We start from the raw sequence: 13,997 nt of genomic DNA on the forward strand, positions 1-13,997 counted from the left end.
ACAAAAAATGGAGAAATTCCTTGATGTGCAGCAATTAAAAGTTGATTTTACCACGAAAGATGGCGCCTTAACAGCGATCAAAGATGTTACGATGCATATTCGGGCTGGTGAGACGGTCTGTATTGTTGGAGAATCCGGAAGCGGAAAAACTGTTACATCAAAAACAATTATGAGGCTGATCGATTATGAAAATGGAAAAATATCAGACGGAAGTATTGTAGTAGATGGTATTGATGTAACACAACTTCCTCAAAAAAAGCTCCGTTCCATTCGAGGGAAAAAAGTAGCGATGATTTTTCAAGAACCAATGGCAGCTTTTGATCCTGTTTTTACGATTGGCAGCCAAATTATTGAAACGATTCTTGAACATAAGCAATCTAGTAAATCAGAAGCGAAGAAGCGGGCTCTTTATTTATTAAAACGAGTGGGCATATCTGATGCTGAATTACGTTTGAACCAATATCCTAATGAATTGTCCGGAGGGATGTTACAGCGAGCGATGATTGCCATGGCGCTTGCCTGTGATCCAGACTTACTCATTGCAGATGAGCCGACTACAGCCCTTGATGTTACCATTCAAGCGCAAATATTACAATTGCTTCAGGAATTGAAAGAAGAATTGGGGATGTCGATTCTCTTAATTACTCATGATATGGGTGTTGCTGCAGAAATGGCAGACCGAATCATTGTAATGTATGCAGGTAGAATTGTTGAGCATGCAACAGCATCGCAATTGTTTGCATTGCCACATCATCCATACACATACGGGTTATTGCAATCGATAACGACATTGGATAGTGATAGGAGTAAAAAACTCTATTCGATAAAAGGATCCATTCCAGCGTTAGCTGAATTACCTTCTGGATGTGAGTTTCACCCGCGTTGCCCGTATGCATCAGAGCGCTGCTTTATCGAATCACCTCCATTATTAGAGATAAATAATCGCCAGACCGCTTGTTGGCATGCTGAGGAAATAGTAAAAAAACACGGTGGAGAACAAAGCGTGCTAGAGGCAAAAATTAAAGTGCCCTCTCAAAAAGAAACTGTTCAAACGAGTGCAGCGCATGCCCGTGAAACATTGTTTGCGGTCCAAGAATTAAGCAAATATTATCCGATCAGCAAGAATGTATTTTCTCGTAATCAATCATATATAAGAGCAGTGGATAATGTGTCTTTTACGATTGCCAAAGGTGAAACATTTGGTCTAGTTGGAGAATCAGGTAGTGGAAAATCAACATTGGGCCGCGTTCTTTTACAGTTAGAAAAACTAACTAGTGGAAAGGTATTTTTTCAGGGGCAAGATCTGTCAAAACTGGCTGCAAAAGAATTACGCAAGAAGCGGAAAGATATGCAAGTGATTTATCAGGACCCCTATGGTTCTGTGAATCCACGTTGGAAGATTGGCGATATTATCGGAGAACCTCTCCAAGTGCATGAATCCCTAGGTATGAAAGAAAAAAAGGATAGAGTTCAAGAGTTATTAGAGGTGGTTGGTTTAAATAAGAGTGGATATGATCGTTATCCGCATGAATTTTCAGGAGGACAGCGTCAGCGTATTGCGATTGCTAGAGCTATTGCACTAAATCCCCAGTTTGTTTTAGCGGATGAAGCTGTTTCTGCGTTAGATGTATCAGTTCAGGCACAAATAGTTAATTTACTGCAGGATTTACAGAGAGAACGGAGCCTAACCTATTTATTTATTGCTCACGGCTTAAATATTGTTCGGCACATATCGGATCGTATTGGTGTGATGTACTTAGGTCAATTGGTGGAAATGGCAGTGAGTGAAGAATTGTTCTTGCATCCTGCTCATCATTATACAAAAGGATTAATTAACTCGATTCCAAGTATCGATCCAAATCGCTCAAGAGAACGGATTTCCATTCAAGGGGAAATTCCTTCCCCAGCTAATCCGCCGGCTGGATGCAGATTTCATACCCGCTGCCCAGCAGCGACAGCACGTTGTCGGGAGGAGCAACCTATATTTAGGGAAATTCAGAAAGGTCACTGGGTTGCTTGCCATGATCCTGTTTAGGATGAATGAAGAGTATTGCATTGAAAGTGAGATGTTATTGGAGGTGCTTTAAAGATGAAATTTGTTCTGTTTGATTTAATAGCAAATCATCCAAATGGTGTTACAGGAGAGGTGTTAACTGCGCAGCAAAGAATTCAACAAGTAATAGAACAGGCGGTTTTTGCTGAATCGCTTGGTTTTGATGGCTATGGAGTAGGGGAGCGGCATGGTGCACCGTTTTTATCTTCTTCACCGGCAGTCATGCTAACGGCTGTTGCTGCCAAAACCTCAAAAATCCGCTTGCTGCCAACGGTATCGGTTTTAAGTGTACTCGATCCAGTACGTGTAGCTGAGGATTATGCTACACTTGATCATCTTTCAGAAGGAAGATTAGAGATGATGATTGGTAAAGGAAATGACCCGCGTCATTACCCATTATTTGGGATAAGTGAGGAGGAGCAGTGGGAGTCTTTAGCTGAGCGATATGGGCTTCTAAAACGATTATGGAATGAAGAAAACATCACATGGGAGGGGACATATCGTCCACGATTAAATAACGTGACGACCGAACCAAGACCATTTCAAAGCCAGATTCCTATTTGGCATGGCAGTGCATCAAGCCCGCTATCCACTGAGCTTGCTGCGAAGAATAATGAACCGATATTCTCGTCTAATACTTTTCATCCAATGGCTAAGTACAAAGCATTAATTGACCATTACCGTGAAAGATTGGAATATTACGGATATGATCCTAGTAAAGCTGTTGTCGGTGCGGGCGCTAGGGGCTTATATTTGGCCGATACAACGGAAGAAGCTATCAAACGTTATCGTCCATATTATGATATGTATATGAGCACAGATGCATCGAAGTTCAATCAATCTCCATTTACGGATCTTGAAGATCATATTCAAAATGGTTCAGCTTTAGTAGGAAGTGCTGATCAAGTGATAGAGAAAATATTAGAATATCATCAAGCATTCGGACACCAAGTACAAAGTATAAGTGTGGAGGGGCTAAGCAAAGCAGAACAACATGAGCAGCTTGAGAGATTTGCTACTGACGTTATGCCAGTGCTTCGACGTGAAATTCCTAGTACAGTCTGGGAAAGCAAACAATCTACGATAGTATAAGAAAGCAGTTCTTACTTAAACATGTCAAGCCATAAGGGGAGCCTGTCATCGTTTCATTGAGTAAACGAGCCTTAGTTTTGGGTATTTTAGAGATTTGAACACTATTCAGGCAAGTCGGAACTGTTACTTTTTTGATAGATTTTATGAATGAATATAATAAATTTTTCTATCAGTTAAAGTATAGAATTTCTATTCTGCAAGTGATAGGATTGAGCATATCAACGTTAAAAGTATTCCTATCTAAAAACTACGAATTATGAAAGGAAGGATTCCTGATGTCTAATCAAAGAAAGTTGAAATTTGGTGCAATTGTTCATGGGGTCGGTGGAAATATTGCGGGATGGAGGCACCCTGATATTCAAGCGGATGCAAGCGTCAGTTTAGAGTTTTATACAAATCAGGCTCAGAAGGCTGAAGAAGGAAAATTTGACTTAGTCTTTATTGCAGATGGCTTGCATATTAATGAGAAATCTATTCCTCATTTTCTAAATCGTTTTGAACCACTTACTATTTTGTCCGCCCTTGCTGCTGTCACCTCAAACATAGGGCTTGTCGGAACGGTGTCAACTTCGTATAGTGAACCATTTAATGTTGCACGTCAATTTGCTTCGCTTGATCAAATTAGTCATGGACGCGCGGGATGGAATGTCGTTACTTCTCCACTGGAGAAAACAGCTTTAAACTTTAGCAAGACGATTGAAGAACATCCTAATCACGCTAAAAGATACAGAATTGCTTCTGAATACCTCCAAGTAGCAAAAGGATTATGGGATTCTTGGGAAGATGATGCCTTTGTTCGCGATAAAGAGTCTGGGGTGTTTTTTGATCCCACAAAGTTGCATTCATTGAATCATAGGGGAGAATTTTTCTCTGTACAGGGACCACTTAACATTGGTAGATCTAAACAAGGGCGGCCGGTTATTTTTCAAGCTGGCTCATCTGAAGCTGGAAAAAACCTTGCAGCTAAAGAAGCAGATGCAATCTTTACAGGACACCCAACATTAGAATCTGCACAAAAATTTTATCAGGATGTGAAAAACAGGGCCAAAGCTTTTGGGCGTAATCCAGATGAGCTCGTCATCCTGCCTGGGATTTCACCGATTATTGCTGCAACGGAAGAAGCGGCAGAAAGAAAATATCAAGAACTTGCTAACCTAGTATCAATTGATAAAGCTCTTGATTACCTAGGCCGATATTTTGAACATCATGATTTCTCACAATATCCTCTGGACGAACCGTTTCCTGAACTGGGCGACTTAGGTAACAACAGTTTCCAAAGCCATACCAATCGTATTAAGCAAGAAGCAAAGGAACAAAATTTAACACTTCGCCAGGTTGCGTTAAAGGAGACGACACCAAGGCCTCCTTTCATTGGAACTCCGGAAAAAGTAGCTGATCTGATTCAGGAATGGTTTGAAGGAAAGGGAGCTGATGGGTTTATTATCGGTTCAAGCGTTCCTAATGGATTGAATGATTTTGTAAACTTTGTTGTGCCAATTCTTCAAGAACGAGGATTGTTTAGAACGGAATATGAGGCCGATACATTGTTTGGCAACCTAGGAATTCCGTTTCCAGAAAATCGGTATGCAAAAGGGGTTACAAACCATTGATACTAGATAATACAAATTCTAAAAGCGATAGATATTTGTGCCGACTAGACGACTAGAGGCTCTCTATTTCAGATGTTCTGCATCGTGAATGGGGAGCCTTTTTGGTTAAAAGTATTTTGATAATGTGAAAAATGAAAGGGAGGAATGAAATGATGGGAAGAGAGTTTTCAGTTGTGGTGTGGGTTAAAGAAGGCTGTCATTATTGCGGGGAGGTTAAACAATATTTAGAAAATAAAGGAGTTAAATATGAAACCATTGATGTTACTAATCATGATGAGCGCCGAGATATTTTAGAAGTCAAGTATGGTGTTCGTCATGTACCTGTCGTGGAAATTGGTCAAGGCGAAGTATATGAGGGGGTAACAAAAGTAGGCATTGAACATCTTGAAAAGGTACTTGAGAAATTTAATCAGAGTAAAGTTTTAGAATAATTCCTACTAACTCAATGAGTTTAATAAGTTAAAACTGGGGGTAGGGTAATGACGCAGCATATTCGATTGGCATTAGTTGAAGATGCGCCGGCAGTGCTCGATTTAACACTTCGAGCTTACGAACCTATTCGTGAATTGAATATTCAATTCACAGCTGCAACAGCTGATCTGCAGCTTGTTATCAATAATATCGAGCGAAATGCCACCTACGTGCAAGAACAAGACGGCCGCATTATTGCAACTGTCACAGTTCGCTTTCCGTGGGCAGATTCTCAGCATTCCAGTCCGTATCCCTTTATTTGGTGGTTTGCGGTGGACCCAGCATACAAACAGCAGGGGATTGGCTCAAAATTGTTAACTTGGGTGGAAGAAAAAGTTCTTCGAGATCAGGTGAAGGCACCTGCTGTTGATCTAGCAACAGCTGAACGGCATCCATGGCTTGTTTCTATTTACGAAAGAAGAGGTTATAAGGTCTTCTATAAAAAGGAAAAGGATGGAGACAAAATGGTATACCTTCGCAAAATCCTAGATGAGACACTATATCACGTAATTGATAATCCAGTATCGAATGTTAGTAACTAAAGGACGGGTGGAAATTAGAATGAAGAAAACATTAATGAGTTTTATGGCATTACTTCTTGCTTTAGTGGTTGGGGCATGCTCTTCCCAAGAAACGAACACAGCTTCGAGTGCAGACCCGGAAGCTGCTAAAGGGAAATCGAAAGTGCAAAAAATCATCGTAGGAACAGGGACACAATTTCCTAATGTATGCTTTATTGATAAGGACGGGAAGTTAACCGGATATGACGTTGAATTAGTTCGAAAAATTGATGAAAAGCTGCCTGAATACGAATTTGAGTTTAAAACAATGGAATTTTCAAATCTTTTATTAAGCCTTGAAACAAAGAAAATTGATTTTATTGCCCACCAAATGGAAGTAAATCAGGAGCGACAAGAGAAATTTCTTTTTAATAAAGAACCTTATAATATCTTTCCTCTGCATGTAACTGTACGTAAAGACAACAATGACATTCAATCTATTAAAGATTTAAAAGGAAAAAAGGTAATCGTAGGTGCAACTAGTAATTCAGCCGTTTTTTTAGAAAAGTATAATAAGGAAAATAATGCCGGAATTGAAATTGTTTATGCAGGCAACGGACCTGATTCTACGATTAATCAAATTAAAACTGGTCGGGCAGATGCAACAATCACGACACCATTTTCTGTAGATTTCAATAATGATGCAGTTGATGCTCAGCAAAAAGTAGTAGGTGAACCGCTGCTTAATTCAAAAGTTTATTTCCTGCTGAGAAAAGATGAAACACCTCTACAAAAAAGAATCGACGAAGCACTTGTTGAATTGAAACAGGAAGGAGTAATTAGTGAATTGAGTAAGAAATGGTTAGGTGCTGACTATACGGTTAACTTTTAATCGGTTAGAAGTAAGCTTTAGGAGGTTGTATAAGGATGGGGAAAGCATTTGATCCTACGCTAATAATCGAGTTTATTCCGACTCTATTTCATTACCTAGGGGTAACTCTACAGATTTTAACAGCATCTATTTTTCTAGGACTTGTCCTCGGTATAGCAGCAGCTATACCGAGGTTATTTAAAATTCCTGTATTCAATCAACTGGTCATTTTATATGTTTCATTTATTCGAGGGACACCAATTTTAATCCAATTATTCCTTGTTTTTTATGGCTTACCTGCAGTTCTTATGCTTTTTCATATTGATATTTCTAAGATGGATGCCATTTATTTTGTCATTATTACGTATGCGATTAGTAATGGAGCTGGCTTTGCTGAAATTTTTCGAGGAGCAATCCGTGCAGTTGATTATGGGCAAACGGAAGCTGCCTATTCTGTCGGAATGACAAGCAGCCAAAACTTTTTTCGAATTGTTCTGCCACAGGCCATACGGATTGCGTTCCCGAATATGGCGAATTCTGTCATTGGCTCATTAAAAGATACTTCACTTGCTTTTACGATCGGTGTAATGGACATGATGGGAAGAGGCGATACGCTTATTGCATCAACAGCACATGCACTGGAGGTGTATATATCCCTTTCTATTATCTATTATGCTGTAGTGTTATTGTTTGAAAAAGTATTTAGTAAGCTAGAAAAATATTTCAATCGTTATCAGAAAGCTGATGTATCTGTTGCGGCTTAAAAAGGAGGAGTGAAAATGACAATCGATATTCCCTTTATTTGGGTAGCTTTTAAGGAAATTATCAAGGCCCTTCCTATTACTCTCACCTTAACGATTGTTCCTTTATTGCTTGGATTTTTAATAGGTATTAGTGTTGCACTCGTTAGAGTCTATAAAGTGAGATATCTTTATCATGCAGCAAATGGGTATGTCTCCTTTTTTAGGGGAACACCTATTATCATGCATATTATGCTTATTTATTTTGGATTTCCATTGCTCATTGATCGAATTTCTGCAAAGTTTGCTTTGGGTATTCAATCTAATTCTATTCCCGTTATTTTGTTTGTTTTAATAGCCTTATCCTTGGCCGCAGGTGCCTATTTATCAGAAATGATCCGATCCGGTATTATTAGCGTTTCAAAAGGACAAATGGAAGCAGCTTATTCCGTTGGGATGACCAAGTTTCAAGCGATGATCCGAATTATTTTACCTCAGGCATTAGCTCAATCTATTCCGAATTTCACAAATATTTTTGTCGGTTTTTTACACACATCATCCATTGCATTTCTCGTATCGGAGAAAGAATTGACAGGTGCTGCGAATATTGTTGCATCAACAAACTTGAAATTTCTAGAAGCTTTTATTGCTGCAGGTATTATTTATTGGGGTCTTACCATTCTAGCGGAGGGTCTTTCATTTTTAGTGGAAAAAAAGGTGACAGCCTATAATCGGGGAGGCGTATCATGATCTATTTAAAAGGAATAAAAAAATCATTTAATAAGCAGCCTGTGCTAAAAGGAATTAACTTGAAAATAGAAAAAGGGGAAGTGGTTACGATTCTTGGTCCGAGCGGATCAGGGAAAACAACATTACTAAGATGCCTGAACTTTTTGGAAACACCTGATACGGGCATTGTTCAAATTGGAAATGTACAGGTCCATTCAGAAAAAGCGAAGAAAAAGGAAATATTGTCACTAAGAAGACAATCTGCCATGGTGTTTCAGCACTACAACTTATTTGCCCACAAAACAGTATTGGAAAATGTGATGGAAGGTTTAATCACTGCAAAGAAAGTTAAGAAAAAAGAGGCGAGAAATCACAGTGAGCAGGTGCTTGAGAAAGTAGGGCTAAGTGATAAATTACATCACTATCCATCACAGCTATCAGGGGGGCAGCAACAGAGAGTAGGAATAGCAAGGGCGTTAGCGCTGAATCCGGAGGTAATTCTTTTTGATGAGCCTACGTCAGCTCTTGATCCTGAGTTAGTGGGGGATGTTCTATCCGTCATTAAGACTATTGCACAAGAAGGGATTACGATGGTTGTTGTCACACATGAAATGAGTTTTGCCAAAGAGGTGTCTGATCGTGTCTTGTTTATGGATGGAGGAGTAATCATTGAAGAAGGCACACCTTTAGAAATTTTCCATGCTCCGAAGGAAGAACGCACTCGCCGATTTTTACAACGGATATCGAGTGAATCTTTCTTTACACCTCTAAAAGAACAGGTTAATTAAAGAGTAAATCATAGAGAAAAAGGTGGAGTTGTGGTGACAAACCAAATCATAATTGATGAGTTAGTAGAGGAAGAAAAAGAAACGGTTCGGCGTTTATTGGTTGAAAGCTATCAGCAGTATGAGCATGAATATACAAATTCGCAAGATTGGAAGAATTATTTAACAAATATTAAGGCATCAGTTGATAATCCAGATGTAGAAAAGATATTAATTGCGAAAAGCGACGGCAATATTCTCGGGACATTACAGTTATTCGAGTCATCTGAAAAAGCATACCAAAAGCCTGAATTACAAATTTTTTCACCAATTATTCGCCTGTTAGCTGTTCATCCCCATGCAAGGGGACGTGGTGTAGCGCAAGAATTATTAAAAGCGGGTGTTCATTTTGCAAAGTCTCAAGGAGCAAATCAATTATATTTGCACTCAAGCGATAAAATGCAAAAAGCGATTCGTTTATATGAGTGGCTTGGCTTTAAGCGAGATCAAACAAAAGAGTTTATGAATAATGATATTTTAGTAAAATGCTATCGTTTAGATTTATCTGGGTTTAATAGGTGGTAAATATATCTACTGAAAGAATAGGAAAATTGAAGAAGTTAAGAGGGGCTAAACAATGTGTAAAAGCTCGATTGTTACAGTTAACCATCAGAGGGCAGCTGCCTCTGATGGAAGTTTCATCTTATAAGGAAGGAGCACGCTATGAATCAGACGGAATTAGAGACTCATTTGATATCGATTCGTCGTCAATTACATCAATATCCAGAATTATCAAACCAAGAATTTGAAACAACCAGATCCATTGAAAAATGGTTGCGTGAACTAGATATTATGATTCGGAAAACGAAATTAAAAACAGGCGTCTTTGCAGACATACAAGGAGGAAAACCAGGTTCAATAGTTGCTGTGCGTGCAGATATTGACGCACTTCCAATCGAGGAAAAAACAGGACTTCCCTATGCTTCAAAAGTAAAGGGGGTCATGCATGCCTGCGGTCATGATTTTCATACGGCGGCTCTTATCGGTGCTGCCTATCTTTTGAAAAAAAACCAGTCAGAATTGAATGGAACAGTGCGCCTGCTCTTTCAACCGGCAGAGGAATTAGGGGGAGGTGCAAAACAGGTGATAGCAGATGGACACTTGGATGGAGTGGAGGCGATTATTGGGCTTCATAATAAACCAGAGCTGCCCGTCGGGACAATTGGCTTAAAAGAAGGACCTTTAATGGCAGCGGTGGATCGTTTTCATATCGTTCTTTACGGTAAAGGGAGCCATGCAGCAATACCGCAACATGGAAAGGATCCGATTGTAACGGCCGGGCATCTGATCACTGCTCTTCAGACAGTTGTCAGTAGGAGTGTGTCTCCGCTCCAAAGTGCTGTATTAAGTGTGACGAAAATAGTAGGCGGCAGCACATGGAACGTTATTCCGGATGATGTCATACTTGAAGGCACCATTCGTACCTTTGACACTGCGATTCGTGAAGACGTAAAAGCAAAATTTTATACCATTGTCGAAGCAGTTGCCACAGCTTTTTCACAGAAGGTTAAGATTGACTGGTTTCCAGGTCCGCCACCACTGGTTAATCATAAGGCCGTGACAGAGATAGCTCGGAATACTGCTCAGCAGCAATCCTTGCTTGTTATGGATCCAGAACTATCAATGGCTGGTGAAGATTTTGCATACTATCTTAATAATGTACCAGGGACATTTGCTTTTTTTGGTACAAATGGGAATGAGGAGTGGCACCATCCTGCATTTACCCTAGATGAATCAGCTATTATAAAAGCTGCTTATTTTTTATATAACAGTTCGAAAGAAGTATTAAATCAATGGAATTAAGTAATCTGCAAGGAATAGAGTTCTAGTGTAAAAGATGATTTTTAGAAACATAGAATCCTAATATACTTGTTTATCTGTGAATGATGATAGTGCTCCAAATAACTTATATAAATTGAATCTCGCTTTAGGCAGACTTCCCCTTTTGATATTGTCCCTCTTAAGTAGACAGTACTGTTTATCTAAGAGGGATTTTCTTATGCCTAAAAAAGGGACAACAGTTTGTAACGATACTCGTGATGGCATGCTTTGCCATTCGAAAGCAGGAGAATGCTCATTTGCACTCGAAAACATGTTATCCTGCCAACAAGACCTTTACGCTGCAACACGGTCTTGATTTGGGGATAAGATGAATACTCAGGCGTAATATTCTAAAAATCTACCTAATTTAGGTGGATTTTTAGAGTTGGCGTGGAAAATCAAAGCGGATTCCAGTAAAACAACATAGAAAATTACATTTTAAATAAAAGTAAAAGTATTAAATGTAAGTAAAATAGTATAATTTTGGATTGAAAGTTACATATTTCCATTATATAATCAATATTGGGTAAATAAGGAAACGCTGACTTGACGACAAGAGGCGCATAAAAAGTTCACAAGTATGATAGTAATTTGATTTGCATGATCCAGTACTATAATGTTGCTGCAACAAATCAATTACTAGGTACGTTTGCGGAACTTTTTATGCGCTTTTTATTTCCTGTTTATTCAATACATATATCTGGGGAGGAATGTAAAATGGAAAAAATGTGTATGCAGATGATGATGATGGCGTGTATGGAAAGAATGATGTGTGAAATGAATTGTATGAAAATGACAATGGATAAGATGTGTGATATGAACATGGACATGCCTATGGATCAAATGATGTCTAAAATGCAAGAATGTGATGAGATGATGACATCTATGATGAATATGATGGTTACTATGAAAGAAAAATGCTAATAAGCATAGAAAAAGTACCTTATCTTTAGATAGGGTACTTTTTTTATCAATTACTCATCATTGTATAAAATATCTAAACTAAATTGTTTTGTCTACTATATAATCTTTGGAGGCTGATTTTTCGCTAAATGAATTTCACGTCCTAATGAAATACGCTGCTGTTTCAGTTTCAAAATTGTATCTTGTAAATAGCTATTAGAAGGTTGACTTCGTATTTGGTTGTAAATAGTAAGAATTTCTTCATTCAGATGTTTGTATTTTTCTAAAAGGTTATCGAGCGCGAAGGATTGGTTGTCTTGCTGAACCTCGTTATGGAAATTTTGGAGCTTTTCCATAATTTCTTGTTGCCATGATGTATCACCGATGCTTCCGGCATACAAGTACAAATCTAAATAATCGTTTACCTCCAACTGTGTCTCTCTGATGCTCATTACAGATTCCCCTTTCTAATACGAAAACCCTCTTCCTAAGAAGAGGGTTTTCGTATTAGAAAGACACCTCTCCTTATCTTCCAAAGCTAAGCTTTGCTGGAATTAGCACCATACAAAATCAAGTATGTGGTTGCTGAGGTTTCACAGGGCCAGTCCCTCCACCTCTCTGGATAAGAGATTTTCACTTTTTTATTTAATTACTTATTATTCTAATTGATATACTTGGGATTGTCAATGGGATCGTATTCCCAAGTTAGGATTTGTCCGCTTTACGAAAAGTCGGGAAGTGGCGGGTAGTTCAATAGTGAACTATACAATGTACAAAAAGGCCCTTAACAAAATAAACGTAGGAGGGAGTACCCGGATTCGAACCAGGGAAATAAAGGTTTTGCAGACCCATGCCTTACCACTTGGCTATACCCCCTTAAGAAACGGCGGGTAAAACGTATTCCCGCCTAAGCTTACTCTAACTACAGTGGGTGTTACTGATCGGTTTCTTAACAGTAAGTCGTTAAGTGTTTTTCATATAATCTCGTACATACAGTTAGCGAAAAGCTTTGTATTTTACCATTATCCGATTTCATTCCGATAGCGGAATTATTCGGCACTTTCTCCATGGGACTTAGTAACAGAAATGAATTTGTATCATATGGAACAAGTTTTAATTACGCTTTATTCGGGAGATTCGTCGCTTTCTTTCGAGTAACACTGCGTCGGCCATCGATACCAACAGGTACATCGCCATCTATCGTGATCCGTCGCACTACACGATGCTGATCGCCGTAATCATTAATTGCATAATGCTGTGTTGCCCGGTTATCCCAAATTGCCACATCTCCAACACTCCAGTGCCAGCGCACAGTGTTCTCTAGCTGAGTAATGTATCCTTGTAAGATTGAAAACAGATGGGCTGAGTCAGATGATGATAAGCCTAGAAATTTCTTGAAGAAATGTCCCAACACAAGTGTGCGCTCTCCTGTCTCCGGATGAACCCGTACGACTGGATGCTCGGTCTCGTATAAAGTGGAGATAAATACTTCACGATAGCGTTTCTCGTCTTCTGATGAAACATTATTGCGGTTTCTCGCATAGTCGTATTCATTGCTGTGCAGGGCCCAGAGGCGATCGGCAAGATCACGCAGCTCCAGAGGAAGACTTTGATAAGCGGCTGCGGTATTTGCCCAGACGGTATCACCGCCAGCAGATGGAATGACAACAGCACGAAGAGTTGCAATCTGTGGATATGCGTCCACGAATGTTACATCTGTGTGCCAGGAGTTAGCACGTCCGCCATGAGCGGAATCAAGCTCAAGCACGTAATCAGTATTCTGTTTCGTAGGTACGGTTGGATGGGCAACTGGATTTCCTAATAATCGAGCAAATGATTCTTGTCCTTCATCATCAAGATGATTCTGACCACGGAAGAAAATTACCTTGTGCCGCAACAAAGCTTGACGAATCTCATGAACTGTCGAGGTGTCAAGATCCGCAGATAGACGAATCCCGCTGATCTCTGCGCCAATTCGACCTGCTATCGGATGAATTTCCAAACCTTTGTTAGTGTGGTGACTTTTATCAATTACGCTCATAATTAATACCTCCTGATTAATTTGTTTGGCCAGTGCCGGAAATGCCGTTACCTGAACACATGTGGATTTCTTAATATTACTGATGGGCTTTTATTTACATCATCCTTCCTTATGAACCGATAAAGCTTGGATAAACAAAGGAGGCCAGAGCATAGCTCTGGCCTCCAGGTGTCTGGTCGGCATATTTTCTATAGGTGTCAAAGTCGTTTAATCCGATCGGGTTAGTCAATATATTAGAGCTTATGGAGGATACTGTCAAGGGATTAGATATAAAAAATATTTCTCTTACAAGTTATTAATTTTTAACAGATTTTCTGAAAAGAAGTCCCCTTCCTCAAGGAA

At 39.3% G+C, this 13,997-nt stretch carries 14 protein-coding genes, 1 tRNA gene and 1 riboswitch; of the genes, 12 read left to right on the forward strand and 3 right to left on the reverse strand.

Annotated elements, in window-relative coordinates:
• Positions 1-7 precede the first annotated feature (7 nt).
• From EP737_RS15580 to EP737_RS15635, 12 genes are all read left to right on the forward strand, one after another.
• On the forward strand, positions 8-2,035 hold the full coding sequence (locus EP737_RS15580) for an ABC transporter ATP-binding protein (RefSeq protein WP_129728890.1): 2,028 nt from the start codon (positions 8-10) through the stop codon (positions 2,033-2,035).
• Positions 2,036-2,089: 54 nt separating this feature from the next.
• Positions 2,090-3,145, forward strand: coding sequence for an LLM class flavin-dependent oxidoreductase (locus EP737_RS15585; protein WP_129728891.1), 1,056 nt, complete (start codon positions 2,090-2,092; stop codon positions 3,143-3,145).
• Between the two features lie 275 nt (positions 3,146-3,420).
• Positions 3,421-4,755, forward strand: a complete 1,335-nt coding sequence (locus EP737_RS15590) for an LLM class flavin-dependent oxidoreductase (RefSeq protein WP_129728892.1) — start codon at positions 3,421-3,423, stop codon at positions 4,753-4,755.
• Between the two features lie 152 nt (positions 4,756-4,907).
• The gene (locus tag EP737_RS15595; RefSeq protein WP_205650948.1) at positions 4,908-5,186 is read left to right on the forward strand and encodes a glutaredoxin family protein; all 279 of its coding nucleotides are present in this window, start codon (positions 4,908-4,910) and stop codon (positions 5,184-5,186) included.
• A gap of 48 nt (positions 5,187-5,234) precedes the next feature.
• Entirely contained in the window at positions 5,235-5,768 is a 534-nt protein-coding gene (locus EP737_RS15600; RefSeq protein WP_129728894.1) for a GNAT family N-acetyltransferase, read from the forward strand.
• 19 nt (positions 5,769-5,787) lie between these two features.
• The gene (locus tag EP737_RS15605; protein ID WP_129728895.1) at positions 5,788-6,618 is read left to right on the forward strand and encodes a transporter substrate-binding domain-containing protein; all 831 of its coding nucleotides are present in this window, start codon (positions 5,788-5,790) and stop codon (positions 6,616-6,618) included.
• Between the two features lie 35 nt (positions 6,619-6,653).
• The gene (locus EP737_RS15610) at positions 6,654-7,361 is read left to right on the forward strand and encodes an amino acid ABC transporter permease (RefSeq protein ID WP_129728896.1); all 708 of its coding nucleotides are present in this window, start codon (positions 6,654-6,656) and stop codon (positions 7,359-7,361) included.
• Positions 7,362-7,376: 15 nt separating this feature from the next.
• Positions 7,377-8,087, forward strand: a complete 711-nt coding sequence (locus tag EP737_RS15615) for an amino acid ABC transporter permease (RefSeq protein WP_129728897.1) — start codon at positions 7,377-7,379, stop codon at positions 8,085-8,087.
• Positions 8,084-8,854 carry an amino acid ABC transporter ATP-binding protein gene (locus tag EP737_RS15620; protein WP_129728898.1) on the forward strand — a complete coding sequence of 257 codons (771 nt, stop codon included), beginning with the start codon at positions 8,084-8,086 and terminating at the stop codon, positions 8,852-8,854. The genes EP737_RS15615 and EP737_RS15620 overlap by 4 nt, the downstream gene beginning before the upstream one ends.
• Positions 8,855-8,887: 33 nt before the next feature.
• Positions 8,888-9,415, forward strand: coding sequence for a GNAT family N-acetyltransferase (locus EP737_RS15625; protein ID WP_129728899.1), 528 nt, complete (start codon positions 8,888-8,890; stop codon positions 9,413-9,415).
• A gap of 138 nt (positions 9,416-9,553) precedes the next feature.
• Positions 9,554-10,693, forward strand: coding sequence for an amidohydrolase (locus tag EP737_RS15630; RefSeq protein WP_129728900.1), 1,140 nt, complete (start codon positions 9,554-9,556; stop codon positions 10,691-10,693).
• Positions 10,694-11,428: 735 nt separating this feature from the next.
• Complete coding sequence (locus EP737_RS15635) at positions 11,429-11,635, forward strand: hypothetical protein (protein WP_129728901.1); 207 nt, start codon at positions 11,429-11,431, stop codon at positions 11,633-11,635.
• A 95-nt stretch (positions 11,636-11,730) separates the two neighbouring features.
• Here EP737_RS15635 and EP737_RS15640 read toward each other — a convergent pair whose 3' ends face one another.
• The 3 genes from EP737_RS15640 to EP737_RS15650 all read right to left on the reverse strand — a co-directional run bounded on the left by EP737_RS15640 (position 11,731) and on the right by EP737_RS15650 (position 13,655).
• Positions 11,731-12,066 carry a hypothetical protein gene (locus EP737_RS15640; protein ID WP_129728902.1) on the reverse strand — a complete coding sequence of 112 codons (336 nt, stop codon included), beginning with the start codon at positions 12,064-12,066 and terminating at the stop codon, positions 11,731-11,733.
• A gap of 70 nt (positions 12,067-12,136) precedes the next feature.
• Positions 12,137-12,243: riboswitch (SAM riboswitch) on the reverse strand.
• A gap of 174 nt (positions 12,244-12,417) precedes the next feature.
• A tRNA-Cys gene (locus tag EP737_RS15645) sits at positions 12,418-12,490 on the reverse strand.
• A 241-nt stretch (positions 12,491-12,731) separates the two neighbouring features.
• Complete coding sequence (locus tag EP737_RS15650; protein WP_129728903.1) at positions 12,732-13,655, reverse strand: TauD/TfdA dioxygenase family protein; 924 nt, start codon at positions 13,653-13,655, stop codon at positions 12,732-12,734.
• Between the last annotated feature and the right edge of the window lie 342 nt (positions 13,656-13,997).

The sequence above is a fragment of the Ectobacillus funiculus genome, from assembly GCF_004138295.1.
GTDB lineage: Bacteria > Bacillota > Bacilli > Bacillales > Bacillaceae_G > Ectobacillus > Ectobacillus funiculus.

Coding starts and splice junctions, on each gene's coding strand:
- EP737_RS15580 (WP_129728890.1), top strand. CDS start 8: ATGGAGAAATTCCTTGATGTGCAGCAATTAAAAGTTGATTTTACCACG.
- EP737_RS15585 (WP_129728891.1), top strand. CDS start 2,090: ATGAAATTTGTTCTGTTTGATTTAATAGCAAATCATCCAAATGGTGTT.
- EP737_RS15590 (WP_129728892.1), top strand. CDS start 3,421: ATGTCTAATCAAAGAAAGTTGAAATTTGGTGCAATTGTTCATGGGGTC.
- EP737_RS15595 (WP_205650948.1), top strand. CDS start 4,908: ATGGGAAGAGAGTTTTCAGTTGTGGTGTGGGTTAAAGAAGGCTGTCAT.
- EP737_RS15600 (WP_129728894.1), top strand. CDS start 5,235: ATGACGCAGCATATTCGATTGGCATTAGTTGAAGATGCGCCGGCAGTG.
- EP737_RS15605 (WP_129728895.1), top strand. CDS start 5,788: ATGAAGAAAACATTAATGAGTTTTATGGCATTACTTCTTGCTTTAGTG.
- EP737_RS15610 (WP_129728896.1), top strand. CDS start 6,654: ATGGGGAAAGCATTTGATCCTACGCTAATAATCGAGTTTATTCCGACT.
- EP737_RS15615 (WP_129728897.1), top strand. CDS start 7,377: ATGACAATCGATATTCCCTTTATTTGGGTAGCTTTTAAGGAAATTATC.
- EP737_RS15620 (WP_129728898.1), top strand. CDS start 8,084: ATGATCTATTTAAAAGGAATAAAAAAATCATTTAATAAGCAGCCTGTG.
- EP737_RS15630 (WP_129728900.1), top strand. CDS start 9,554: ATGAATCAGACGGAATTAGAGACTCATTTGATATCGATTCGTCGTCAA.
- EP737_RS15635 (WP_129728901.1), top strand. CDS start 11,429: ATGGAAAAAATGTGTATGCAGATGATGATGATGGCGTGTATGGAAAGA.
- EP737_RS15640 (WP_129728902.1), bottom strand. CDS start 12,066: ATGAGCATCAGAGAGACACAGTTGGAGGTAAACGATTATTTAGATTTG.
- EP737_RS15650 (WP_129728903.1), bottom strand. CDS start 13,655: ATGAGCGTAATTGATAAAAGTCACCACACTAACAAAGGTTTGGAAATT.